Consider the following 23,461-nt stretch of genomic DNA (forward strand, 5'->3'; position numbering starts at 1 on the left):
GCAGGGGGGCGGAGCCCCGCAGAGTCCGGGGCGGCCCCCGGAAACCCCCACTTCCCCCTGCCCCCGGAGGGTTCAGGGAAGGGACGAGGTGGGGGCGGACACCCCCGGCCCCACCCCGGCCGCGGTGACGGCCACGATCGTGAAGCGGTACGCCACCCCCGGCTCAAGACCCCCCACCACCCGGAACATCCCCTTCGCCGACGGCTGCGTCACCAGTACGTCCCGCCCCGTGACCTCGATGACCCGACCGTCCGAGACGGTGATCCGGTAGCCGATGACCTTGGCGTCACCCGTGTCCACGGGCGGCGTCCAGGCGACCGTCACGGCGCGCGACCCCGTCCGCACCTTGGCACCGGTGGGCGCACCGGGCAGCGCGACGGCTCCGGTCGGCGTGAGGGGCGCCGAGGCGAGGGACGGGGCGCTCTCGCCGTGGGCGTTGCGCGCGGTGACGGTCACCCTGAACGGCCCCTCGGAGGCGCGGAGCTGCCCGAGGCGTACATACGCCTGTCGCCGGAAGTCCGCCGCCGGGACGCTCGCGGTCGCGGCCTGAGTTCCGTCGGCCCGCAGCGCGTGCGCGGTGTAGCCGGTCACCGGGGACCCGCCGTCCACGTAGCTCGGGTTGAAGGTGACGAACAGGGCATCCACGCCCGCCGTGCTCGTGCCCACGCGGGCCGGGGCCTCGGGCACGGAGGTCGCCTGGGTCACGCGGTCGAGGACGGAACGCCGGGCGGGTTCGATCCCGGCGTTCGCCAGGAGGTCCGCCGGCACGTCGGCGGGGCTCGCCATGATGTGGTTGCCCGTGGTCACCAGGCCCTTGCTGTTGCCGTCGGCGGCGCCCTCCTCCCACCAGTTGTCCTTGATCAGCGTCGGGTCGTTGTTGCCGAGCTTGTCCCGGTAGTCGGTGTGGCGACTGCCGACGTTGGCGTACGCGGCGCCGTACAGGACGTTGCCCTGGACGGTCTCGTAGGTGCAGCCGTTGTCGGTGTAGACGCTCTTGCCGAGGCCCCACTGGTCGTGGACGACGTTGCCGGTGACCTTCTCGCCGTCGGCCATCGAGGTGCCGGTGAGGCCCTGGGTGTAGATGCCCCCGCCGTCGTCGAGGAGCTGCATGTAGTCGAAGATCAGGTTGTTTCGGACGGCGTTGTCGTGGCTGGGGTTGGGGGTGGCGGGGGATCCGATCTTGTCGGGCCAGCCGCCCCAGCCCATCGAGACGGCGCTGTAGCCGAGGTGGTCGAGCTGGTTGTGCGCGATGGTGTTGTGCTGGGTGTAGCCGTTGAGGATGCCGACGCCGCCGTGGAACTCCCTTGGCAGGGCGTAGAGGTGATTGTTCGTCACCTGAATCGCGGAGGCCGGTGTCCTGCCGTCCACCCCGCCGATCTCCAGACCGTTGCCGGAGATGTCGGTGAACACGCTGGTGCTCACCGTGGAGTCGGTGGTCCCGGCGCCGAGTTCGAGCCCGGCGGCACCGAGATGGGCGAAGGTGCTGTCGCTGATGTCGATGCGGCGTGCGTACGAGAAGGACACGTTGCCGGGCATCTTCGTCCAGGAGGCGAAGGGGCAGGTGCCGCCCGGCGTGAAGCCGCACAGGCCCTGGGTCGCCCAGCCCTTGGCACCGGTGACGGTGTAGCCGGCCTGGATCTCCGAGAAGCCCTCGGGCCCCGACGGCGTCAGCCAGGTGGCATAGCTGAACTGGAGCCCCTGGAAGGCGACATCGTGCAGGGGCGCCTTCGCGGTGCCGTGCCCGTCCAGGAGCCGCTCGGCCGAGGCGGCCTCGACGTCGGCGCTCCGCAGGTCCTCGCCGGGGCGCGGAAGGTAGTAGACGGTGTGCGCGGACCGGTCCAGGTACCACTCACCGGGTTCGTCGAGGAGTTCATAGGCGTTCTCGATGGAGGACGCCTTGCCGCCGTTGGTGAGTTTGCCGGGGCCGACCATGCCGATGGTGCGGCCCGGCCGGTCGGGGAACTCGACGCGCTTGGTGGAGTTGTCCCAGCACGGCTGGGCCATGGTGATCGCGGTGCCCTTGGCGGCGGCGATCGGGCAGCGGGGTTCGGTCCACTGGCCGAGCCCGTTGCGCTCTACGTTCCACAGCGCTTCCCCGCTGGTGTACACGAACTCGGCGTCCGAGGGGTGGCGCCAGTGCGCGAGGGCGTCGGAACTCGCGGTGTAGCCGGTGGCGGTGGGGGTGAGCGCGACCGGCACTTCGCCCCGGGCGCGCTGTCCGCGTACGCCGTCCACGTACAACTGCCGTGTGGCGGTGATCCCTTGGGGCGCGGGAGCGGACCAGAGTCCGGGGCGCCCGGACACCGGCTGCCAGCCTTCCACCTTGCGGCCGCCGCTGATGACGGTGGCCCCGTTGCCCGCGCCCTGCCAGATGACTCGGTGGCCGTTGCCTCCCGAGTCGCGGGCGTCCAGGTCGAGGGGCTGGTCACTGCGGTAGGTCCCGGCGGCGAGGTGGACCGTGAGGTCGGCCTCCTGGTGTGCCGTTCTGCCGCGCACCAGATCGCGGGCGCGCGGCAGGCCGCGCACGGGATGTGTGGCGGTGCCGTCGGCCGCGTCGTCACCCGTCGGGGACACATGGACGTCGGCGGTCACCGCGTGCGGGGAGCGCGCGGCGGCCGACGGCATGAGGCCGGGACTGGTCAGGGCCAGCGCGGCGGCGAGGGCGAGGATCGGGGCGGCTCTTCGGGGCGCCGTCCGTGGCGCGCTCCGGGATGCGGGCATGTTCCCTCCCAGGGGCTCACGGGATCGGCCCCACGAGCCACTGGAAAGGTAGGAGCACTGACGCACCACGGTCAACACATCGCTCAGGATCCCCCGAACATTCGCCTCAACTCCCCTTAGTCATCGGACCACTTGGAGCCCTGGAGGGGGTCGCGCCGTTCAGGCCGACCAGTGCGGGTCACGGCCGGAGGCGGCGAGGGCGCGCTCGAAGAGGGTGGCGCCGGGCGCCGGCTCCACGGGGTCCGCGAAGCCCTGATACTGGCGGTAGAGCTCGGCGTTGTCCTCGACGACCTTGAGCACGAAGGCGGCGGACTCCTCGGAGACCATTGCCTCCTGCCCGGTGGCGCGCGCGACGTCCCACCCGTGCACCACCATCTCCTTGACGATCATCGCGGCGATCTGGCGGGCGGGCATCGCGGCCCCGCCCAGATCGACCTCGCCCTCCCAGACGGCCGGGTCCGACCAGGCGGCCACGGCCCGGTCGAGCTGGGCGGCGTAGCGCTCGGCCCAGTCGGCGTCGGCGGTGAAGTCGCGCGCGGTGAGTTCGTCGGAGAGCGGCTCGCGCCGGGCCCGGTGCTCCAGGCCGTGCGAGGTGTACAGGACCCAGTGGTTGACCAGCGCCCGCACGTCCCACTCCCGGCAGGGAGTGGGCCCGGCGAGCCGGTCGGGGGTGACGCCGCGCGCGATGCGGGCGGCCTCTGCTGCGCATTCGGTCATGGCACGGTGTTCGTTCTTCATGCGATCAGCGTCCCGCCGCGACCCTCGCCCGGTCTTGAAAAAGCGCGACAGGGCGGCCGGCGGGGCGGACCCCGACCGAGCCGCCCCCTTCCCGGATCCCGCTGTCCGTCAGTCGAACCGGAGGGAGTCCGTCCGGGTCCGCTTCAGCTCGAAGAAGTCGGGGTACGCCGCGATCGTGCGCACGCTGTCGAAGAGCCGCGCCGCCTCCTCGCCGCGCGGGATGGAACTGAGCACCGGGCCGAAGTAGACCTTGCCGTCGAGATGCATGGTCGGGGTACCGACATAGCCGTCCTCGGCCGGGTCCTTGCCCGCGTCGTGGGAGCGCCGAACGGCCTCGTCGCAGGCCGGGTCGTGGGCGGCGGCGGCGAGCGCGGCGGGCAGACCGAGCTCCGCCAGGGACTGCGCGACGACCTCGTCGAAGTCCTGGTTCTTGTCCTGGTGGATACGGGTGCCGAACGCGGTGTAGAGATCACGCAGCACGCCCTCCCCGTGCGCCTCGGCGGCCGCGACCGCGACCCGGACGGGGCCGATCGAGCGGTCCACCAAGTCCCGGTACCAGTCGGGCAGTTCATTGCCGATGTTGTGCAGATAGAGGCTCATCGGCCGGAATCTCAGGTCGATGTCGCGGTGGCGCTCGACTTCGAGCATCCAACGGGAGGTGATCCAGGCGAAGGGGCAGGCGGGGTCGAAGTAGAAGTCGACGGCGGTGCGCGCCGCGGGGCCTGCCGTGGTGGCCGCGGGGCCCGCCGTCGCGGTGGCCGGATCCGCCGTCGCGTTCGGGGTGGCTTTCGTGGTATCCGTCATGCCCCGAGCGTAGCCCGGCAATGGCCCCCGTTCCTGGGCCATTGAGCCCTGGATCAGCTGGGCCAATGAGCGGGCGGCCGCTGCCATGCCGGGTCGTACCGGGCGCGCTTCAACCGTCCTGAGTGAGCGACGGCGCAGGCGGGGCCGTGAACGGCGTCGCCTGGTGGAAGTAGAGGACCCAGCCGTCCTCGGTGTGCCGCCACAGGGAACTGCGGTGCGCCAGACGGCCGTTGTGGTCGGTGTCGAAGGTCAGATGGACCACGTCGGGGGCGAGGCGCACCCCCGTCATCCGGGACGCGGTGATCGGCGGGGCGGGGCGGGCGCCTTCTTCCGTGAGGGCCACGATGACGTCCGTACGGTCGTAGCGCCGCCCCGAGCTGCCGAACTCAACGAAGTCGGGGTGCAGTTGGGCCCCGAGCAGGTCGGCGCTCGCGCGCACCTCGGGGTCGAGCAGCCGCAGCTCCCCCTCGATGGCCGCCTCCACCGCATCGCGTTCCGCCTCAGGCATCGGTCGCCTCCGTCATCTCGACGAGCGCCTTGACGGTGTTCCAGTTGCGGGAGGTGGCCTCGACGCCCTTGAGCAGGGCGGGCCTGGACAGCGCGGCACCCAGCTGGGACTTGCCGAGCCCCTCGGGCGCGTACAGGTAGAGCACCTGGTCGCCGAGCCGGAACTCCTCGGGGAGGTAGGCGGCCGGGTCGAGGGAGGCGAAGCGTTCGGCGGTGACCGGGGGGCCGGAGAAGAAGGTGGCGTGCAGTTGCCTGCCGGCCAGCTCGGAAGCCGGGAAGGGGCAGGCGTCCAGCACCGACCGCAGATAGGGACCGCTGCGCACCATGCACGCCACTCGGAAGCCGAAGTGCTTCTCGATGGCCTCCTCCAGGCCCGCGGCGAGCGCGTCCTGGTCGCGGGAGGCGCTGCTGAAGACGGCGTTGCCGCTGTTGAGATACGTCCTCACATCACCGTGGCCCAGCTCCTCCAGCAGGGTCCGGAGGTCGGCCATGGGAACTTTTCGGTTCCCGCCCACATTGATGCCGCGCAACAGAGCGGCGTACGTCGTCGTCATGGGCTCACCCTAGGACGGCCCCCGCGCCCCGTGGGGGACGGGCGCGGAGGCCGTCGTTCAGCGCTGCCGTACGGCGTCTACTCGACGACCTTCAGCAGCTTGTTCGGGGTGCCCGGGGAGGGGCTGGAGATCGCACCGGCCGTGGCGCCCCCGGTGAGGGCGTCGGAGACCTGCGCGGGGGTGGCGTCCTTGTGCCCGGCCAGGTAGACCGCCGCGGCGCCGACGACGTGGGGGGTCGCCATCGACGTACCGGAGATGGTGTTGGTGGCCGTGTCGCTGGTGTTCCAGTCGGAGGTGATGTCCGAGCCGGGGGCGTAGAGGTCGACGACCGAGCCGAAGTTGGAGAAGCCGGACTGCTGGTCGTCCTTGGTGGAGGAGGCGACCGTGATGGCCTCCTTGACCCGGGACGGCGAGCCGTTGCCCGCGTCGGCGGACTCGTTGCCGGCCGCCACGCCGAAGGTGATGCCGGAGGCGATCGCCTTCTGGACCGCCGCGTCGAGCGCCGGGTCGGCGGTGCCGCCGAGGCTCAGGTTGGCGACCGAGGGGCCCTTGTGGTTCTTGGTGACCCAGTCGATGCCGGCGACGACCTGTTCGGTGCTGCCGGAACCCTGGTTGTCCAGGACGCGTACGGCGACGATCTTCGCCTTCTTCGCCACGCCGTGCTCGGTCCCCGCGATGGTGCCCGCGACATGGGTGCCGTGGCCGTTTCCGTCGTCGGCCTTGTCGTTGTTGTCGACCGCGTTGAAGCCGTAGGAGGCGCGGCCGCCGAAGTCCTTGTGGGAGATGCGGACCCCGGTGTCGATCACATACGCGGTGACGCCGTCGCCCGCGCTGTCCGGATAGGTGTACGTTCCGTCGCCCGCGGTCGCCTTCTGGTCGATCCGGTCCAGGCCCCAGGAGGGCGGATTGGTCTGGGCCGCGTTGATGTGGAACTTCTTGTTCTGGACGACCTTGCCGACCTTCGGGTCGGCGGCGAGCCGCTTGGCCTCGGTCTGCGAAAGTCCGCTGGCGGAGAAGCCGTTGAGGGAGGAGGAGTAGTCGCGCTGGAGCTTCCCGCCGTATTCCTCGGCGAGTTCGCGCTTGGACTCGGCCGTGGCCGAATCGTCGAGCAGAACGATATAGCTTCCGTCGACCGCGTCCTGGGCGTTCAGCCCGTAGACCGGGCCTTCCGCGGGGGCGGCTCCGGCGAAGGAGGAGTTGAGCGCGGTGAGCCCGGCCGCAGCCACGACGGCGGTTATGGCCGCCGTGAGTTTGATCCTGCTCGCGCGTTTGTGAGTTGCCATGAAGAGGGGTCTCCTCGTCACTGAATGTGGGGGGTTTGCCTACCGGAGGGAAACTTTCCGGGGCTGGTTCGAACCCTTGCCGATTGACGCGCGCAGATCAAGGACTTCATACAGCTGTGACTTAGCCAACAAGGTTTCGTAATGCGAAACCGTTCATGGAAGGACAACTCGGGCTTTATGGAGGGCCGGTGGACACTCTGTGTGAACCCGGCGCCCGAGCGAGCTCCTCAACTGCCCTTGCGTGTAAGGGCCTTGAGTACGCCCAGCGGTGGATGGGCCCGCGCCGCTCGGGGGAGGCGGGACCCTTCCGTTTCACCAGGGAGCACGACGAGAAAGGCCGTCCGGCGCCCGTACCGTCGAAGGCACGGCGGCGCGCGGCCACCGGACGCTTTCCGAGGCATCCGGCGCCCGACCTCTCGCGCTCACGCACCGCGCGACGAGGAGCGACGCCGCCGCCCGCCGGGACTGCCCCGGCCCGATCGGGGGACGGGCCGGGGCGCCGGGGGGGGCGCCCGGACGGTCGAAGTGCGGGGGCGCGGCCGGGGCTCACCGCTGATAGCGCGCCAGCACCCGGTTGCCGTCCTGGACCAGGCGCTTCCTCAGCTCCACCATGTCGATCGCCCCGCTGTAGTACTCCTGAAGCGCGGGCGTCGCCACCTTGTCCTTCCACTCCGGGTAGCCCCGCACCGATTGCGCGGGGGCCGGGCGCAGATACGGGGCGAGTGCGGTGCCGGTCGCCCAGCCGTACTCGGTGGTGTGCAGGGCCGGGTCCTTGAGGGCCTCCGTGCCCGTCGGCAGCATCCAGTCGCCCCGGGCGAGGCGCACCATGTGCGCGGGGCTCAGCACGAAAGTCGATGAACGCGGCGGCTTCTTTCTTGTGCGGGCTGTCCTCGGCGACCGAGAGGGTCTGGGGGCTGACGCCCTGGTCCAGTCCGGCGCTGCCGGCCGGGGCCGGGAGGACCGTCCACGCGAAGCCGGGCGGAGCCTGCCGCGCGATCTGCTGGCGGTAGGAGAACCCGAGCGGCACCATGGCGTACTTCCCGCCGAAGAAGCCGGGCAGCGTGTCCGAGCCGCCCATGCCGAGTGTGGAGCGGGCGGCGCTCCGGTCGATGTTGACCTGGGTGCCGATGGTGGCGGGCACCACCGCGTCCCCGGCCGTGAACTCCACCTTCGCCTTTCCCCCGGCGTCTCGCGCGAAGAGCCGGCCCCCCGCACCGAGGCCCAGGTTGAGGGTGACGGAGACCGGCTCCTTGAGCGGCCAGGCCACCCCGTACCTCCCGTGACCACTGAGCTTCTTCGTCGCCTGGCCGAACTCGGCCCAGCTCCACGGCTGTTCGACGGTGGGGACGCGCACACCGGAGGACATGAGCAGCTCGGTGTTGGCGATCAACACCCTGGGCTCCTGGAGGAACGGCACGCCGTACACCCCCGTGCCGAAGGTCGCCGTGTCCCAGCTCCGGGCGGGGATGTCGCGCTTGAGCCGCTCCGGCAGCAGACCGTTCAGGTCCGCGAGATAGCCGCCGTAGGCGAAGTCGGCCAGGTCGTCGGAGGCGTCGTGGATGATGTCCGGCGCCTCGCCGCCCTCGAAGGCGGTGAGGAGCTGGTCGTGCACCGTGTCCCAACTGCCCTGCACGTACTGGACCTGAATGGCCGGGTGAGTGGCGTTCCACTCCGTGACGAGGGCCTTCGTCGCGTCCACGGACTCCTTCTGCCAGGCAAGGGACTGGAAACGGAGCCTGATGACTTTGTCGGTGGCCGCGCCGTCGCCGGAGCAGGCGGCGAGCAGCGGCAACAGCAGGATCAGCGCCCCGGCCACGGCCAGAAGGCGGGCGGACCGGCTCTGGGTGCGCGTCCGCATCAGCTCTTCACCGCCCCGGTCAGCATGCCGCCGGTGATCCGCCTCTGGATGAGCGCGAAGATCACCAGGGAGGGCAGCGTGGCGAGGAAGGCGGCCGCCGCGAGCGGGCCGAGGTCGGCGACCCCCTCCGCGCCGAGGAAGTGCGTGAGGACCACCGGCAGGGTCTGTTTCTCCGGGGACTTCAGGAGCACGAGCGCGAAGAAGAACTCGTTCCACGCCGTGATGAACGCGAAGAGCGCGGTGGCCACGATCCCCGGGGCGAGCAGGGGCGCGGTCACCGAGACGAGGGTGCGCAGCCGCCCGGCGCCGTCGACGGCGGCCGCCTCCTCCAGTTCGGCGGGGACGGCACGTACGTACCCGTTCAGCATCCAGAGCGCGAACGGCAGCGACCACACGACATAGACCATGACGAGACCGCCCACCGAGTTGATCGCGTGCAGGTTCTTCAGGACGAGGAAGAGCGGAATGATCAGTAGGACGAACGGGAACGCCTGGCTGACCACCACCCAGCCGGTGGCGGCGCTTGCGAGCCGGCCCCGGTGGCGGGCCATGACGTACGCCATCGGGGTCGCGATCACCACGGCGATCAGGGCCGCCGAGACGGCGGCGATCAGGCTGTTCAGACCGGCATGGAGCAGCGGCTGCTCGTCGAAGGCCTGGCGGAAGTTGCCGAGCGTGGGGTGGCGGGGAATCCAGGTCGGGTGGAGCGAGCCCAGTTCGCGCGGCGGCTTGAAGGCGGTGGAGATCAGCCACAGGAACGGGAAGGCGAGGAAGACCAGATAGGCGAGCAGCGCGAGGTACTGACCGGCGCGCCCCAACGCCCTTGTGCGGGCGGTCACTTGTCGTCTCCTTCCCGAAGGCGTCCCACCAGGAAGAAGGCAAGACAGACGGCGATCACGGCGACCATCACACAGCCCATGGCGGCCGCATAGCCGAACTGGCCGTAGCGGAACGCCTCTTCGTAGGCGAAGAGCATCGGAAGGCGGGTGCGGCCGCCCGGGCCGCCGTTGGTCAGGACATAGACCAGGGCGAAGGAATTGAAGTTCCAGATGAAATTGAGTGCGGTGATCGCGAGGGCCACCGGCTTGAGGGCGGGCCAGGTGACGGTGCGAAAGCGGCGCCAGGCGCCGGCCCCGTCGATGGCGGCGGCCTCGTGCAGTTCCACGGGGGTGTTCTGGAGACCGGCCAGCAGGGCGACCGTCGTCTGGGGCATACCCGCCCAGATGCCGACGACGATCACGGCGGGCAGCGCGGTGGCGAGCCCGGTCAGCCAGTCGTGCCCGCCGCCGAGACCCAGGGTGCGGGCCGTCTCGTTCAGGATGCCCGCGTCGGGCTGGTAGACCAGGCGCCACATGATGCCGACCACGACCTCGGGCATGGCCCAGGGGATGATCGCGAGCGCCCGGGCCAGCCAGCGCAGCCGGAGCTGCTGGTTGAGGAGCAGGGCGAGCCCGAGGGCGAGCAGGAACTGCGGCACCGTGACACCGACCGCCCACAGCAGTCCGATCCGGAACGAATCCCAGAACAGCCCGTCGTGCAGCAGATCCTGGAAGTTGAGCAGGCCGACCCACCGGGTGGAAGTGGTGCGCCCGGACTGGGAGTCGGTGAAGGCGAGCGCGATCCCGTAGAGCAGGGGACCCACGCTGAGCACCAGAATCGGCAGGAGTGCCGGGAGCACCAGGAACCAGGCACCGGCCCCGCGCCCTTCTCCTCCCCCTCGGCTGTTCGTGGGCTTTCTGGCGGCTGACCGCGCGGGAACGGTCGTTGATGTCACCTTTCCAACCCCTTTGTCCAGTAATGCCGAACGGACTCCGTCATCGTGCTGACGGGCCGTCCGTTCGTCAAGACGACCTGCGTGAATGCGAGACTTGGCCGGCCGAGACGATCACCGGGAGAGACCTATGGACGAGGCACGGGCGCGCGAACTGCTGGCCGCCGCGGCACTGACCGACACCGCCGGGCTCGCCGGGACCGATGGCGCCGAGCTCCTGGCCCTGGGCGAGAACGCGGTCTTCGCCCTGCCCGACGCGGGCTCCGGTTCCGGCCCGGCGGCCGGACTGGTCGTCAAGGTGGGCCGCGATGCCACGCACCATCCGGAGCTGGTTGAGCGCGCCGCGCGCGAGGTGGCCGTCGCCACCTGGCTCGCCGAGGCCGGGGTGCCCGCGGTCCGGGCCGCCGAGCCCGCGCCCCGGCTCGTCGAGGGCCACCCGGTGACCGTGTGGCACCGCCTGCCGCCCGCCGAACGCCCCGCCACCGCGGCCGACCTGGCCGAACTGCTGCGGCACGTGCACGCCCTGACGACGCCCGCCTTCCCGCTCCCGCGCCGCGAACTCCTCGGCGGCGTCGAGCGCTGGCTACGCCTGGCCGGGGAGGCGATCGACCCGGCGGACGCCGCATATCTGCGCGCCCGCCGGGACGGCTTCGCCGAGGCCGCCGCCTCGCTCACCCCTCGACTGCCCCTCGGCCCCATTCATGGCGACGCCCTCCCCCGCAATGTGTACATCGGCCCCGAAGGACCGGTCCTGGTCGACCTGGAGACCTTCTCGGCCGACTTCCGTGAGCACGACCTGGTGGTGATGGCGCTCTCCCTCGACCGGTACGGGCTGCCCGCCGAGCAGTACGACGCGTTCGTCACCGCCTATGGCTGGGACGTACGCGAATGGGAGGGGTGCGCGGTGCTGCGTGGGGCGCGTGAGACGGCGAGCTGCGCCTGGGTCGCCCAGCACGCCCCCACCAACCCGAAGGCGCTCGACGAGTTCCGCCGGCGCGTGGCCTCGCTGCGCGACGGCGACCCCGAGGTGCGCTGGTACCCGTTCTGACCCGGCCTCCCGGGCGGACCTCCCGGGCGGGCCTCAGCCCTGGGCCGGGGCCAGTTCGCGCAGCGGCCAGGTGCCGTCGATCACGGCGTCCGCCGTGCCCTTCTCGCGCAGGAACCGCTGGAAGTCCGCCGCCCACTGGGCATACCACTGGATCTGCCGGTCATGCAGCTCCGCCGGTTCGAGCCGCGCCACCTGGGGGTGGCGCTCGGCTATCGCCACGGCCAGGTGCGCCGCGGCCAGCGCGTCGGCCCCCGCGTCGTGCGCGGACTCCAGGACCACGCCGTACTCGACGCACACCGCTTCGAGGGTGCGCTTCCCCTTGCGGTAACGGTCCACGGAGCGGTCGATCGTGTAGGGATCGACGACGGGCCCTATGGGCGCTCCGTCCAGCCGGTCGCTGAGCGAGGGCAGTTGATGGCGGCGCAGTTCGGCGGCGAGCAGCGTCAGATCGAAGGCCGCGTTGTAGGCGACCACCGGCACGCCCCGGCGCCAGTGCGCGGCCAGCGTCTCGGCGATCTCGTCGGCCACCTCGGCGGCGGGCCTGCCCTTCGAGGCCGCGTGCTCACTGCTGATCCCGTGGACCGCGGACGCCTGGGCCGGAATCCGGATGCCCGGATCCGCCAGCCAGCCGTGCCGGGCGACCACGTCGGCGCCCCGCACTTCGACGATCGCGGCCGTCACGATGCGCGCCTCGCGCGGCTCGGTGCCGGTCGTCTCCAGATCGAACCCGATCAGCGGTTCCAGGTGCCAGCTCATGCTGCTGCCCCTCCTTCGTGGTGCTTTCCCCCAGTTGACGACCACCCTCGCACGCGGCACTGACAATCGGCCGGTGGCGAGAAGGCGCCCAGGGCAATACGCCCACGATTCAGGACACAGGCCGTGAATCCACCCAGACCGACTCGAACTCCTCGCGGTAGGTCTCGAAGAGGCCGTGCTCCACATCCTGGCCGGGCCGCATCACGCCCCGTCTGCCGCCCCCGCGCAGGACGAGGACCGGCGCCTCCATGCCACGCGCGCGGCGCAGATACGACTGGACCACCGCGAGGCCGTCCGGCCCGTCGCCGTCCACCAGATAGGCGGTGAAGCGCGGCGTCTCGTCGAAGACCTGGATCTCGAACGCCCCGGGGTCGCGCAGCCGGGCCCGCACCCGTCGCATGTGCAGGATGTTCATCTCCACCGACCGGCTCAACTCGCCCTTTTTGACGCCCAGTTCGCGCTCACGGCGCTTGACCGCGCTGCTCGCCGGGTTGAGGAAGAGCAGCCGGACGCGGCAGCCCGTCTCGGCGAGCCGGACCAGCCGGCGCCCCGAGTAGTTCTGCACCAGCAGGTTGAGACCGATGCCTATCGCGTCCAGACGGCGGGCGCCGCCGAAGAGGTCCTCGGCGGGCAACTGCCGCTGGAGGCGCACCCGGTCGGAGTGGACGGAGACGACATCGGCGTACCGGTCGCCGACGAGGTCCTCGACGGCGTCGATGGGCAGACGGTGCGCGGCCGGTGCGCCGCCGGCCCCGCCCAGCACGTCGAGGAGCCGCGCCGAGGCCCGTTCCGCCTGCGCGAGCACGGCCTCGTTGAGCGCCCGGTTGCGGGAGACGACGTTGCGGGCCACCTCCAGCTCGTCCAGGGCGAGTTCGACATCGCGGCGGTCGTCCACGTACGGCTCGAAGCACGGCCAGTGCTGCACCATCAGCTCCCGCAACTGCGGCAGCGTGAGGAAGCTGAGCACGTTGTCGTCGGCGGGGTCCAGCAGATAGCCCTTGCGGCGCGAGACCTCGCGCACCGCCACGGCCCGCTGCACCCACTCCTGGCCCGCCGGCCCGGCGGCGGCCACCACCCAGTCGTCGCCGTGGACCGGTTCGTAGATCGGCCGGAGCACCGCGGCCACCACGGCGCGCAGGCGCTGCTCGACCAGGTTCAGCCAGATGTAGGCGCGCCCGGCCCGCTGGGCGCGCGTGCGCACCTCGCTCCAGGCGTCGGCGTCCCAGTCGAGCTCCGCCCCGATCTCCATCGGGCGCGCCACGGAGACCGCTCCGGGCGGGATGTCGCCGGACTCCCCCTCATGACCCGTGTCACCAGGGGGCAGCTCAAGCCCTCCCGAGCTCACCCGCGCACCGCCTTCCGCCCCCCGGCAAACCCCGCGGGACCGACCCGCCCCCGCACGCCCTTCAACGATCAAGGAAGGGTACTCCGGGAGCGGGAGGCGCTGCAGCCCGATCACGAGTCGAGTTTGCCAACTCCCCGGAGGATACGGCCTGTTCTGATGGGCACTATCTGACGGGGTGAGCGGATTCATAGCGCTTGCACCGCGTCGGCCGGAACCGGGTCACCCATTGGCGCACCCGGACGTCCCGGGTGACGGCCGACTTTTCAGGGAGGATCTGGCCGAACAGCCCCCCAGTAAACCGAGCGGAAGTGGAAGAGTCTTGCCCATGCAGGTGTGGCCGGGACAGGCTTACCCACTCGGCGCCACGTACGACGGCGCCGGGACCAATTTCGCGGTCTTCTCCGAGGCCGCCCGTCGAATCGAGTTGTGTCTGCTGCACGACGACGGCTCGGAGACGGCCGTCGAACTACGCGAGTCCGACGCCTTCGTACGCCATGCCTATCTGCCCGGCGTGCTGCCGGGTCAGCGGTACGGCTTTCGGGTGCACGGACCGTACGAACCGCAGAACGGGCATCGCTGCAACTCGGCGAAGCTGCTGCTCGACCCGTACGCCCGTGCCATGAGCGGCACCATCGAGTGGAACGAGTCGGTGTACGGCTACCACTTCGGGCGGCCCGACAGCCGCAACGACCTGGACTCGGCGCCGCACACGATGGCCTCGGTGGTGGTCAACCCCTTCTTCGACTGGGGCGACGACCGGCCGCCCCGCACCGACTACCACCACACCGTTTTCTACGAGGCCCATGTCAAGGGCCTCACCATGCTCCATCCGGAGCTTCCCCCCGAGCAGCGCGGCACCTACGCGGCGCTCGCGCACCCGGCGGTGATCGAGCACCTCACCCAACTCGGCGTCACCGCGCTCGAGTTGATGCCGGTGCACCAGTTCGTCAACGACCACCGCCTCGCGGACTCCGGGATGTCGAACTACTGGGGCTACAACACCATCGGCTTCTTCGCCCCGCACAACGCCTACGCCTCCTGGGGCGACCGCGGCCAGCAGGTCCTTGAGTTCAAGCAGGCGGTGCGGGCGCTGCACGAGGCGGGCATCGAGGTCATTCTCGACGTCGTCTACAACCACACGGCCGAGGGCAACCACCTCGGCCCCACCCTGTCCTTCCGCGGCCTGGACAACGCGCAGTACTACAGGCTCGCCGACGACCCGCGTTACTACGAGGACACCACCGGCACCGGCAACAGCCTTCTGATGCGGTCCCCGCACGTGCTCCAGCTGATCATGGACTCGCTGCGCTACTGGGTGACCGAGATGCATGTGGACGGCTTCCGCTTCGACCTCGCGGCGACGCTGGCCCGCCAGTTCCACGAGGTCGACCGGCTCTCGTCCTTCTTCGACCTGGTCCAGCAGGACCCGGTGGTCAGCCAGGTCAAGCTGATCGCCGAGCCGTGGGACGTGGGCGAGGGCGGCTACCAGGTGGGCAACTTCCCTCCGCTGTGGACGGAGTGGAACGGCAAGTACCGCGACACGGTGCGGGACCTGTGGCGCGGCGAGCCCCGCACGCTCGCCGAGTTCGCCGGACGCCTCACCGGCTCCTCCGACCTCTACCAGGACGACGGAAGGCGGCCGCTGGCCTCCATCAACTTCCACACCTGCCACGACGGCTTCACCCTCAACGACCTCGTCTCCTACAACGACAAGCACAACGACGCCAACGGCGAGGGCAATCGGGACGGCGAGAGCCACAACCGGTCCTGGAACTGCGGGACCGAGGGGCCCACGGACGACGCCGGGATCGCCGAGCTGCGTGCCCGGCAGATGCGCAACTTCATCGCCACCCTGATGCTGTCGCAGGGCGTGCCGATGATCAGTCACGGCGACGAGTTCGGCCGCACCCAGAGCGGCAACAACAACGCCTACTGCCAGGACAACGAACTGTCCTGGGTGCACTGGCCGGACCCCGGCGACGACGTGGACGGCACGCTCCTCGCGTTCACCCGGGCCATGGTGTGGCTGCGGCGCGACCATCCGGTCTTCCGGCGCAGGCGTTTCTTCCACGGCCGTCCGGTGCAGGGCACCCACGACGAGCTCTCCGACATCGCCTGGTTCACCCCCGAGGGCGAGGAGATGGCCGAGGAGGACTGGCAGTCGGCGAGCGCGAAGGCGCTGTCGGTCTTCCTCAACGGCAACGCGATCTCCGAGCCGGGGCCGCGCGGCGAACGCATCGGCGACGACTCGTTCCTGCTGATGTTCAACGCCAGCGCGGAGGAGATCGACTTCGTGGTGCCGGTCAACCACGGCGAGCAGTGGCAGGTCGTGGTGGACACCGCGCGTCCCGAGGGGGTGCCGCCGGGTGAGGGGCCGAAGGTGGCGGCGGGAGGACGGATCGCTCTGATCGGCCGCAGTCTGACCGTGCTGCGCAGGCCCGCTTAGGCGGCGGCGCTGGGGTCCTCAACGGCCGTGGGCCGCGCCGGAGTTCGGTTGCCAGTGGGCTCCGGCACAGTGGACGCGTGAACGCGACCAGGGTCCGCTCAGCCGTCGACGGGCGCCGCCGGTGGCGCGGCGGCGCCCTGTGCGACGACCGTGCGGTCGGCCGCGTCCGCGCGGGGTGCGCCGAGCCCGCGCACGGCCCAGGAGAAGACCGCGCACAGCGCCCCGGCCACCACCATCACGGCGAACGCGGCCACCGCCCCGCGGTCCTGCGCGAGCCGCCCCGACAGGGCGAGCGCGAGCGCCTGCCCGCCGACGATGCCGCTCGTCAGGAACGCCATCGACTCGGCGAGCCGACCCGCCGGAACCAGCCGTTCCGTCAGCCCGAACACGGTGATCAGATGGGGCGCGTACGCCACACCGAGCACCACGACCGTGGCGTACAGGCCGATCAGCGTGTCCACGAACAGCAGCGGCACGGACAGCACGACCAGCGCCGCGGTGGCGATCCGCCAGCGGACGGGCAGCGCCATCCGCTCGGGCACGGCCACCATCGCGAGTCCCGCGGCCGCGCTCATCACGCCCATGGCGGCGTACACGAGCCCGGTCTGCGAGGGCCGGCCGAGCTGTTCGGTCAGGGCGGTGATGCCGGCCTGCGAGGCGCCGAACATGGCGCCCTGGAGCACCATCGTGGCGCGCAGCGCGTACACCGCGCCGGGCAGCTTGGTGCGGGCCGCCACCGCGCGCCGCCGCGCGGAGACCTGACGCGCCGTCGGATGGAGGGCGAAGACCGTGCCGCAGACGGCGAGCAGGGCCGCCGCCGTCAGGAGGGCGACGGCCGGGTGGGCGAGGGCCGCCGCGAGGCCCACGAACGCCGGGCCGAGGACGAACGAGATCTCGTCCAGGGTCCCTTCGAAGGAGAGCGCGCCGGCGACGGTCCGCTCGTCGGCGCCGGCCCGGTGCGCCAGGGCGACGGTCCTGCTCCGGGCGAGCGGGCCGACCTGGGGGACGCTCGCCCCGGCGAGGGCGCCGAGCAGAGCGAGCCATCCGGTCGACCAGTGTGCGAGCGCGGCCAGGACCAGAGCGGTCACGGCGACGGCGTTGGCGATCGCCGCCGTGAGCACCACGGTGCGCTGGCCGTACCGGTCGGCGGCGCGCCCCAGGAGGGGTCCCGAAAGCGTCTGCCCGGCGGCGAGCGCTCCCCCGGCGAGCCCGGCCGTCGCCAGGCTGCCACTGGTCTGGGCGACGAGCAGCACACTGCCGAGCTGGCACATGGCGGTCGGCAGGCGTCCGAGGAACGAGATGAGCGGGAGCGCCGGGCCCGTCAGCGCCAGCACCTTGCGATAGGTCCCCAGGGATCCAGCCATCCGGCGAAGCTAACGCGGCCGACCGGGGCATACGCATGGGCCGAAGGAACAGAAGCCGTCCGACGGGGTACGTACGTTCATATGACGCCGCCCATCGCGACCTACCGGCTCCAGCTCCAGCCCCGATTCCCCTTCGCCGCCGCCGAGGAAGCGCTGCCCTACCTCGCCGGCCTCGGAGTCTCCCATGTGCATCTGTCGCCGGTCCTCGAGGCCGTGCCCGGCTCGACCCACGGATACGACGTCACCGACCACAGCAGAGTGCGCGAGGAGCTGGGCGGCGAGGCCCGACTGCGCGCCCTGGCCGCACGGGCCAGGGAGTACGGGCTCGGCCTGATCCTCGACATCGTGCCGAACCACATGTCGGCGGCCGTGCGCCACAACCGCCCGCTGTGGGAGGTCCTGCGGGCCGGTCCCTCCTCCCCGTACGCCTCCTGGTTCGACATCGACTGGGAGGCGGGCGACGGCCGGGTCCTGCTGCCGGTCCTCGGGGGGCCGCTGGGCGAGGAGTTGGACCGCCTGACGGTCCAGGGCGGTGAACTGCGCTACGGAGAGGAGCGCTTCCCGCTGCGCGAGGGCACCGCGGGCCTGCCCATGACCGAGCTGCTCGACGCGCAGTTCTACCGGCTCGGCTGGTGGCGGCTTGCCAGGACCGAGCTCAACTACCGGCGCTTCTTCACCATCTCCGAGCTCATCGGCGTCCGCGTGGAGGACGAGAGCGTCTTCGCCGCCACCCACACCAAGATCCTTGAACTCGTCCACGACGGAGTGGTGGACGGACTGCGGGTGGACCACCCGGACGGCCTCGCGGTACCGGAGGCGTATCTGAGCCGCCTGAACGAGGCGACGGGCGGCCGCTGGACGGTCGTGGAGAAGATCCTCACCGGCGACGAGCGGCTGCCGACGGGATGGGCGGTCGCCGGGACGACCGGGTACGACGCGCTGCGGCACATCGACGGCCTCTTCGTCGATCCGGAGGGGGTCCCCCGACTCGGCGCGGAATACCGCCGGTTCACCTCCGCCGAGGAGGACCGGGGCGGCCGCTGGGAGCCGACGGTGCGCCGGGCCGCCCACCGGGTGCTGAGCCATGAGCTGGTGGCCGAGACCGAACACTTGGTGCGCCTGGCCCGGCGGATCTGCGCCACCGGCGGCCCCGAACTGCGCGATCACGCCCCGTGGGCCCTGCGGCTCGCCCTGCGAGAGCTCCTGGTCCGCGTTCCGGTCTACCGGCCCTATCTGGCGGGCGCGGAGCTGGTGCTCTCGGAGTCGGCCGCGCAGGAGGCGAAGGCCGCCTTCACGGTCCCGCAGGAGGCGGGGGCGGTCGACGTGGTGCGGGACCTGGCGCTCGGCCGGCTCGGCGAAGGACCGGACCATCTCCGGTTCCGTGCCCGCTTCGCTCAGACGTCGTCGGCCCTGCACGCCAAGTCCGTCGAGGACACCGCCTTCTACCGCTACACACCCCTGCTCTCGGTGAACGAGGTCGGCGGGGACCCGGGGCGCCCCGCGGTGGCACCGGACGAGTTCCACGCGTTCTGCGCCCAGCTGGCCCGGGACTGGCCGGGCACGGGCACGGTCCTGTCGACGCACGACACCAAGCGCAGCGCCGAGGTCCGGGCCCGCATCGCGGTGCTCTCCGAGTGCCCCGAGCGGTGGGCGGCGCTGCTCGACCGGATCGCGGGGGCGCAGACACCCGATCCGCACCTCGCCTGGAACGGCTGGCAGACCTCGGTCGGCCTCGGCGGCCTGCCGGAGGCGGAGCGGCTGGAGGGGGCGCTGCTCAAGGCGGTGCGCGAGGCGGGCCTGCGCACCACCTGGACCGAGCAGGACCTCGACTACGAGAAGGCCGTGAGCGACTTCGTCGAGCAGGGACCGGGTGACGGTCAACTCACTTCAGCAGTACGGGAGTTCGCCGACGCCACCGCGTTCGCCGCGCGGGCCAACAGCCTCGGCGCCGCGCTGCTCCACCTGACGATGCCGGGCGTGCCCGACGTCTACCAGGGTACGGAGGCCGAGTACGCGGCGCTGGTGGACCCGGACAACCGGCGTCCGGTCCGCTTCGACCCGGCGGCCCTCGCCGAGCCCGGCGACAAGCTCGGGGTGACCCTGGCGGCCTTGCGGACCCGTCGCGAACTGCCGGAGGCGTTCGGTGCATCCGCGACCTACGAGGCGCTGTCCGCACAGGGCCCCCGCGCCGGTCACTGCGTGGCGTTCTGCCGCTCGGGCGAGGTGGTGACGGCGGTGACCCGGCTCTCGCTGCGCCTCGCGGAGAAGGGCGGCTGGGCCGGTACGGCGCTGGTCCTGCCGGACGGGCGGTGGACCGATGTCATCGGCGGCGGGCGGCAGTTCAGCGGGTCCGTCGATCTCGACGAGCTGTTCGCCACACATCCGGTGGCCCTGCTCAGGAGGGCCGGACAAGGAGGCGGCGGGGCGCGCGGGTGACCTACGGGTACGCGCTCAGCAGGGCCGAACGAGGAGGCGGCGGGGCGCGCGGGTGAGCAGCCCGCTCTCGGTCGCCTCGAAGGCGTCGGCCCTGCGCAGTCCCGGCATGGCGTCGAGCAGGGCGCCCACCGCGCACTCCGCCTGGAGCTCGGCGACCCGGGCGCCCGGGCAGTGGGCGGGCCCCAGGGTCAGCGCGCCCGGGGCGGTGCGGTGCAGATCGAAGAGGTCGGGGGCGGCGAAGCGGTCGGGGTCGCGGTTGGCGGCCCCGACGAGCAGGGCGACGGCGGCGCCGGCCGGGATGGTGCCGCCGGACACCGCCAGGTCGTGGCGGGCCCGGCGCAGCACCACATGGACGGGCGGGTTGCGCCGCAGCGACTCCTCCCACGCCTGCCCGATCAGCGCGGGTACCGCCCGTACCAGCTCCAACTGCTCAGGGTTGTCAAGGAGGTTGGCCATCAGGGAGGCGAGCGCCCGACCGGTGAGGACCGCCTGGCCCGCGCACCGCGCCGCGAGCAGCGCGACACCCGTGCCGCCCCGGCCGCGCCCCACGTCGGTGGCGGCGGGCGCCTCCGCGCGGCTGCGGGAGGGCGGTCCGTCGGAGCGGCCCAGCACGGCCGCGTAGGGCAGGCCGGCCGCTGCGGCGATCGTGCCGGTCGGCAGCCAGCGGCAGAACTCCTCGACCAGGTCGGCCTCCTGGCGGTCGGCGAGGCGACGGGCCAGCACATAGGCGGTGCGGGCACACACCTCGCGCAGCAGGGCGAACGCGCTCTCGGGCGCCGCGTACTCCTGGGCACAGCGCACCGTCCCCGGCCCGCAGCAGGACCCCCCGCGCGCCCCGGCGAGCCCGTCCCCGCCGAGCGCGGGCGCGACGTCCGCGTACCGCCCGACGAGCCACGCCCCGAGCCTGCCGTCCCACAGCAGGGGATGCTCCTCGCGCAGGACCCGGTAGAAGGCGTACGGGTCGCGGCGGGCGGCGGGGCCGAGCAGCGAGAACGCTCCGGTCGAGGGGGCCGGGGCGCCGGGCACCGAGCGCGTTCCGGCCGGGGCGGCAAGGGTCCCGGGCGGCACGACCACGGGTATGGGCGGCTCGGCGGCCACGGGCGGTTCGGTGACCGCGGGCCCGGGTGGTTCGGCGACCACGGGCGCGGGTGGTTCGACCGTCGTCATGGCGCGCCTCCCCCGTCGGCGCCCGGTGGGCGCGCTCGTGCCGCCGCGGTCCTGTCGGACGACGCCGGGCCCGGTGACTGACTGCTCTCAGCCGACCACCTCGGCCGGGCAGCCGCGATCCGCGTTCGGCCGTACGGGTGAGAGCCCGCCCGTGCCGTACGGCGCCGAGGCGCGCAGCAGCTCGGTGAAGGCGGCCGCGGCGCCGACCAGCTCGACCCGCGAGAACACCGTCAGCGCACGCTTCCAGGCCGGTTCGACCGAGAGCAGCACACAGTCCTCGCCGACCCCGCCGCGTACGACATGGGCGGGCACGGCGACCACGCCCACCCCGGCGGCGGCCATCCGCACGGCCGTCGAGGTGTGCTCGGTGCGCACGACGGTGCGCGGGGTGAAGCCGGCCCGCCCGCAGACCAGGTCGAGGAAGGGGAGCCCCTCGACGACGGGCTCCATCGCGCACCGCACCCAGGCGTGGTCCGCGAGTTCTTCGAGACGTACCGAGGAGCGGCCCGCCAGGGGATCGTCGAAGGCGACGACGAGGGCGATCTCCTCCTCGCCGACCGGCACCACGGGCCCCTCCCAGCGCTGCGGCGCCGGGCCGACGGCCAGGTCGGCGGCGCCGCGTTCGAGCGACTCCTCCAGCGCCTCGGCGGAGGCGTACTCGTGGAGGAGCAGTCGCACACCGGGGTGGGTGCGCCGCCAGCGGGCGAACGTTTCGGGCAGCACGCCGACGGCCACCGAGTGCAGGGAGGCGACATGCAGTTCACCTCCCTCCGAGCCGGCCGCCGCGCGCGCGGCGCGACGGGCCTGGAGGGCGCTGCGCACCGCGAGCCGGGCGTGCGGCAGAAAGGCGCGGCCCATGGGGGTGAGGCGCACTCCGCGCGGCAGCCGTTCGAGCAACTCGCCTCCGACGCCCCGCTCCAGCGCCTTGATCTGGTGGGAGAGCGCCGGCTGGGTGACGTGCAGCAGCTCGGCGGCCCGGGTGAACGACGTCTCCTCGACGACCGTGACGAAGTACTCCATCTGTCGCAGGCTCACGCCGTGCCCCCCGCTCCCGTTGCCCCCACGTGCCGTGATCGGCACACCACCAGCATGGTCCATAAGCATCGTGCATCGACCTCACAAGAACATTGCCTTGGACTCATGGCAGCGTGGGGGCGGAGGCTTGCCCCATGACCGAGAACCTGATCGAGAACCCGACCGCACCCACCCAGGGCCCTGCCTCCGCCCGCGCCACGGACGACGACCGGCTGGTCGACGTGATCGTGATCGGCGGTGGCACCGGCGGCTACTCGACCGCTCTGCGCGCGGCCGGACTCGGCCTGACGGTCGTGCTCGCCGAGCGCGACAAGGTCGGCGGCACCTGCCTGCACCGCGGCTGCATCCCCAGCAAGGCGATGCTGCACGCCGCCGAACTCGTGGACGGGATCGCCGAGGCGCGTGAGCGGTGGGGAGTGAAGGCGAGCGTGGACTCGATCGACTGGCAGGCGCTGGTGGCGACCCGCGACGACATCGTCTCGCGCAACCACAAGGGCGTCGAGGGACACCTCTCGCACGCGGGCGTGCGAGTGCTGCGCGGCAGTGCCCAACTGACGGGCCCACGCGGCGTGTTCGTCGAGGGCCATGGGAACTTCACCGCACGGCGCGGCATTGTGCTGGCCACCGGTTCGCGCCCCAGGATGCTGCCGGGCCTCCAGGCGGACGGCCGACAGGTGGTCACCAGCGACGACGCCCTGTTCACCCCCGGTCTGCCGGGATCCGTGCTGGTGCTCGGCGGCGGTGCGATCGGTGTCGAGTACGCCTCGTTCCACCGGTCGATGGGTGCCGAGGTCACCCTGGTCGAGGCCGCCGACCGTCTGGTGCCGCTCGAAGACGCCGATGTGAGCCGCCACTTGACCCGGGGCCTCAAGAAGCGCGGCATCGATGTGCAGACGGGTGCGCGCTTCCTGGACGCGAGCGTCCTGCCGGACGGGATACGGGCCTCCGTGCGCACCGCTCGCGGCGAGATTCGCACCGTCGAGGCGGACCGCCTCCTGGTCGCGGTGGGCCGCGCGCCGGTCACCGAGGGGCTCGGCCTCGCGGCGGCCGGACTCGCCGTCGACGAGCGGGGTTTCGTCGCCCCGGCCGACTGGTCCCGCCTGGAGACGGCGGTGCCCGGCGTCCATGTGGTCGGCGACCTGCTGCCACCGCCCTCACTCGGGCTTGCCCACGCCTCGTTCGCCGAGGGGCTGTTGGTCGCCGAGACGCTGGCCGGGGTGGCATCCCCGCCCGTCGACTACACGGCGGTGCCCCGGGTCACGTACTCCTCACCGCAGACCGCCTCGGTGGGCCTGACCGAGGCCGAGGCCCGCAATCGCGGAGACGACGTCGTGGTCAACACGATGCCGCTGACCGCCGTCGCCAAGGGCATGGTGCACGGGCAGGGCGGTGTGGTGAAGGTCGTCGCGGCGCGGGACGGCCAGGTGCTCGGGGTCCATCTCGTCGGGCCGAACGTGTCCGAGATGATCGCGGAGAGCCAGCTCATCGTGGGCTGGGACGCCGAACCCTCCGACGTGGCCCGCCACATCCACGCCCACCCCACCCTCTCGGAGGCCGTCGGCGAAACCTTCCTCACCCTGGCGGGACGGGGCCTGCACCAGCAGTGAGACAGCGCGCACCGGGCCGGG

The 23,461-nt window shown here is 72.0% G+C and carries 17 protein-coding genes and 1 pseudogene; 4 read left to right on the top strand and 14 right to left on the bottom strand.

The window, feature by feature from the left end; translation table 11 throughout:
* Positions 1-72: 72 nt before the first annotated feature.
* From N4G70_RS31735 to N4G70_RS31775, 9 genes and pseudogenes are all read right to left on the bottom strand, one after another.
* Positions 73-2,721: a fibronectin type III domain-containing protein gene (locus tag N4G70_RS31735; RefSeq protein WP_261716228.1), complete on the bottom strand. Its 2,649-nt coding sequence runs from the start codon at positions 2,719-2,721 to the stop codon at positions 73-75.
* A 159-nt stretch (positions 2,722-2,880) separates the two neighbouring features.
* Positions 2,881-3,459 carry a TIGR03086 family metal-binding protein gene (locus N4G70_RS31740; protein WP_261716229.1) on the bottom strand — a complete coding sequence of 193 codons (579 nt, stop codon included), beginning with the start codon at positions 3,457-3,459 and terminating at the stop codon, positions 2,881-2,883.
* 108 nt (positions 3,460-3,567) lie between these two features.
* Positions 3,568-4,263 carry a DsbA family protein gene (locus tag N4G70_RS31745; protein WP_261716230.1) on the bottom strand — a complete coding sequence of 232 codons (696 nt, stop codon included), beginning with the start codon at positions 4,261-4,263 and terminating at the stop codon, positions 3,568-3,570.
* Between the two features lie 109 nt (positions 4,264-4,372).
* Positions 4,373-4,771: a nuclear transport factor 2 family protein gene (locus N4G70_RS31750; RefSeq protein ID WP_261716231.1), complete on the bottom strand. Its 399-nt coding sequence runs from the start codon at positions 4,769-4,771 to the stop codon at positions 4,373-4,375.
* Positions 4,764-5,324 (bottom strand): DUF1697 domain-containing protein, encoded by a 561-nt coding sequence (locus N4G70_RS31755; protein WP_261716232.1) that lies wholly within the window; start codon positions 5,322-5,324, stop codon positions 4,764-4,766. The genes N4G70_RS31750 and N4G70_RS31755 overlap by 8 nt, the downstream gene beginning before the upstream one ends.
* 77 nt (positions 5,325-5,401) lie before the next feature.
* Positions 5,402-6,607 carry a S8 family peptidase gene (locus tag N4G70_RS31760; RefSeq protein WP_261716233.1) on the bottom strand — a complete coding sequence of 402 codons (1,206 nt, stop codon included), beginning with the start codon at positions 6,605-6,607 and terminating at the stop codon, positions 5,402-5,404.
* Positions 6,608-7,153: 546 nt separating this feature from the next.
* Positions 7,154-8,465: pseudogene (locus tag N4G70_RS31765) on the bottom strand (ABC transporter substrate-binding protein).
* A complete protein-coding gene (locus N4G70_RS31770; protein WP_261716234.1) occupies positions 8,465-9,304 on the bottom strand; it encodes a carbohydrate ABC transporter permease in 840 nt (279 codons plus the stop codon). Before N4G70_RS31770 ends, N4G70_RS31765 begins: the two are co-directional and overlap by 1 nt.
* Complete coding sequence (locus tag N4G70_RS31775; RefSeq protein WP_261716235.1) at positions 9,301-10,239, bottom strand: carbohydrate ABC transporter permease; 939 nt, start codon at positions 10,237-10,239, stop codon at positions 9,301-9,303. The genes N4G70_RS31770 and N4G70_RS31775 overlap by 4 nt, the downstream gene beginning before the upstream one ends.
* A gap of 127 nt (positions 10,240-10,366) precedes the next feature.
* Between N4G70_RS31775 and N4G70_RS31780 the strand changes: the two genes are divergently transcribed.
* Positions 10,367-11,284, top strand: a complete 918-nt coding sequence (locus tag N4G70_RS31780; protein WP_261716236.1) for a phosphotransferase enzyme family protein — start codon at positions 10,367-10,369, stop codon at positions 11,282-11,284.
* Between the two features lie 33 nt (positions 11,285-11,317).
* Here N4G70_RS31780 and N4G70_RS31785 read toward each other — a convergent pair whose 3' ends face one another.
* Complete coding sequence (locus tag N4G70_RS31785; protein ID WP_261716237.1) at positions 11,318-12,040, bottom strand: 3'-5' exonuclease; 723 nt, start codon at positions 12,038-12,040, stop codon at positions 11,318-11,320.
* Between the two features lie 109 nt (positions 12,041-12,149).
* A complete protein-coding gene (locus N4G70_RS31790) occupies positions 12,150-13,385 on the bottom strand; it encodes an SAV2148 family HEPN domain-containing protein (RefSeq protein ID WP_261716238.1) in 1,236 nt (411 codons plus the stop codon).
* Positions 13,386-13,710: 325 nt separating this feature from the next.
* Here N4G70_RS31790 and glgX point away from each other — a divergent pair, with 325 nt between their 5' ends.
* Complete coding sequence (gene glgX, locus N4G70_RS31795; protein ID WP_261716239.1) at positions 13,711-15,831, top strand: glycogen debranching protein GlgX; 2,121 nt, start codon at positions 13,711-13,713, stop codon at positions 15,829-15,831.
* A gap of 98 nt (positions 15,832-15,929) precedes the next feature.
* On the opposite strand, the gene N4G70_RS31800 is transcribed toward glgX, so the two are convergent.
* Positions 15,930-17,195, bottom strand: a complete 1,266-nt coding sequence (locus N4G70_RS31800) for an MFS transporter (RefSeq protein ID WP_261716240.1) — start codon at positions 17,193-17,195, stop codon at positions 15,930-15,932.
* An 81-nt stretch (positions 17,196-17,276) separates the two neighbouring features.
* Here N4G70_RS31800 and treY point away from each other — a divergent pair, with 81 nt between their 5' ends.
* Entirely contained in the window at positions 17,277-19,631 is a 2,355-nt protein-coding gene (gene treY, locus N4G70_RS31805) for a malto-oligosyltrehalose synthase (protein WP_261716241.1), read from the top strand.
* Between the two features lie 15 nt (positions 19,632-19,646).
* On the opposite strand, the gene N4G70_RS31810 is transcribed toward treY, so the two are convergent.
* Both N4G70_RS31810 and N4G70_RS31815 read right to left on the bottom strand, forming a co-directional pair.
* A complete protein-coding gene (locus N4G70_RS31810; protein WP_261716242.1) occupies positions 19,647-20,798 on the bottom strand; it encodes a cytochrome P450 in 1,152 nt (383 codons plus the stop codon).
* 87 nt (positions 20,799-20,885) lie between these two features.
* Complete coding sequence (locus tag N4G70_RS31815; protein ID WP_261716243.1) at positions 20,886-21,833, bottom strand: LysR family transcriptional regulator; 948 nt, start codon at positions 21,831-21,833, stop codon at positions 20,886-20,888.
* A gap of 134 nt (positions 21,834-21,967) precedes the next feature.
* Here N4G70_RS31815 and lpdA point away from each other — a divergent pair, with 134 nt between their 5' ends.
* Complete coding sequence (lpdA, locus tag N4G70_RS31820) at positions 21,968-23,440, top strand: dihydrolipoyl dehydrogenase (RefSeq protein WP_261716244.1); 1,473 nt, start codon at positions 21,968-21,970, stop codon at positions 23,438-23,440.
* Positions 23,441-23,461: the final 21 nt, after the last annotated feature.

This window comes from Streptomyces sp. ASQP_92 (genome assembly GCF_025399895.1).
GTDB lineage: Bacteria > Actinomycetota > Actinomycetes > Streptomycetales > Streptomycetaceae > Streptomyces.

Bases quoted from the DNA above. Each gene is read 5' to 3' on its own strand.
- treY (WP_261716241.1), top strand. From the start codon at position 17,277: ATGACGCCGCCCATCGCGACCTACCGGCTCCAGCTCCAGCCCCGATTC.
- glgX (WP_261716239.1), top strand. From the start codon at position 13,711: ATGCAGGTGTGGCCGGGACAGGCTTACCCACTCGGCGCCACGTACGAC.
- N4G70_RS31740 (WP_261716229.1), bottom strand. From the start codon at position 3,459: ATGAAGAACGAACACCGTGCCATGACCGAATGCGCAGCAGAGGCCGCC.
- N4G70_RS31755 (WP_261716232.1), bottom strand. From the start codon at position 5,324: ATGACGACGACGTACGCCGCTCTGTTGCGCGGCATCAATGTGGGCGGG.
- N4G70_RS31745 (WP_261716230.1), bottom strand. From the start codon at position 4,263: ATGACGGATACCACGAAAGCCACCCCGAACGCGACGGCGGATCCGGCC.
- N4G70_RS31750 (WP_261716231.1), bottom strand. From the start codon at position 4,771: ATGCCTGAGGCGGAACGCGATGCGGTGGAGGCGGCCATCGAGGGGGAG.
- N4G70_RS31810 (WP_261716242.1), bottom strand. From the start codon at position 20,798: ATGACGACGGTCGAACCACCCGCGCCCGTGGTCGCCGAACCACCCGGG.
- N4G70_RS31800 (WP_261716240.1), bottom strand. From the start codon at position 17,195: ATGGCTGGATCCCTGGGGACCTATCGCAAGGTGCTGGCGCTGACGGGC.
- N4G70_RS31735 (WP_261716228.1), bottom strand. From the start codon at position 2,721: ATGCCCGCATCCCGGAGCGCGCCACGGACGGCGCCCCGAAGAGCCGCC.
- N4G70_RS31780 (WP_261716236.1), top strand. From the start codon at position 10,367: ATGGACGAGGCACGGGCGCGCGAACTGCTGGCCGCCGCGGCACTGACC.
- lpdA (WP_261716244.1), top strand. From the start codon at position 21,968: ATGACCGAGAACCTGATCGAGAACCCGACCGCACCCACCCAGGGCCCT.
- N4G70_RS31785 (WP_261716237.1), bottom strand. From the start codon at position 12,040: ATGAGCTGGCACCTGGAACCGCTGATCGGGTTCGATCTGGAGACGACC.
- N4G70_RS31760 (WP_261716233.1), bottom strand. From the start codon at position 6,607: ATGGCAACTCACAAACGCGCGAGCAGGATCAAACTCACGGCGGCCATA.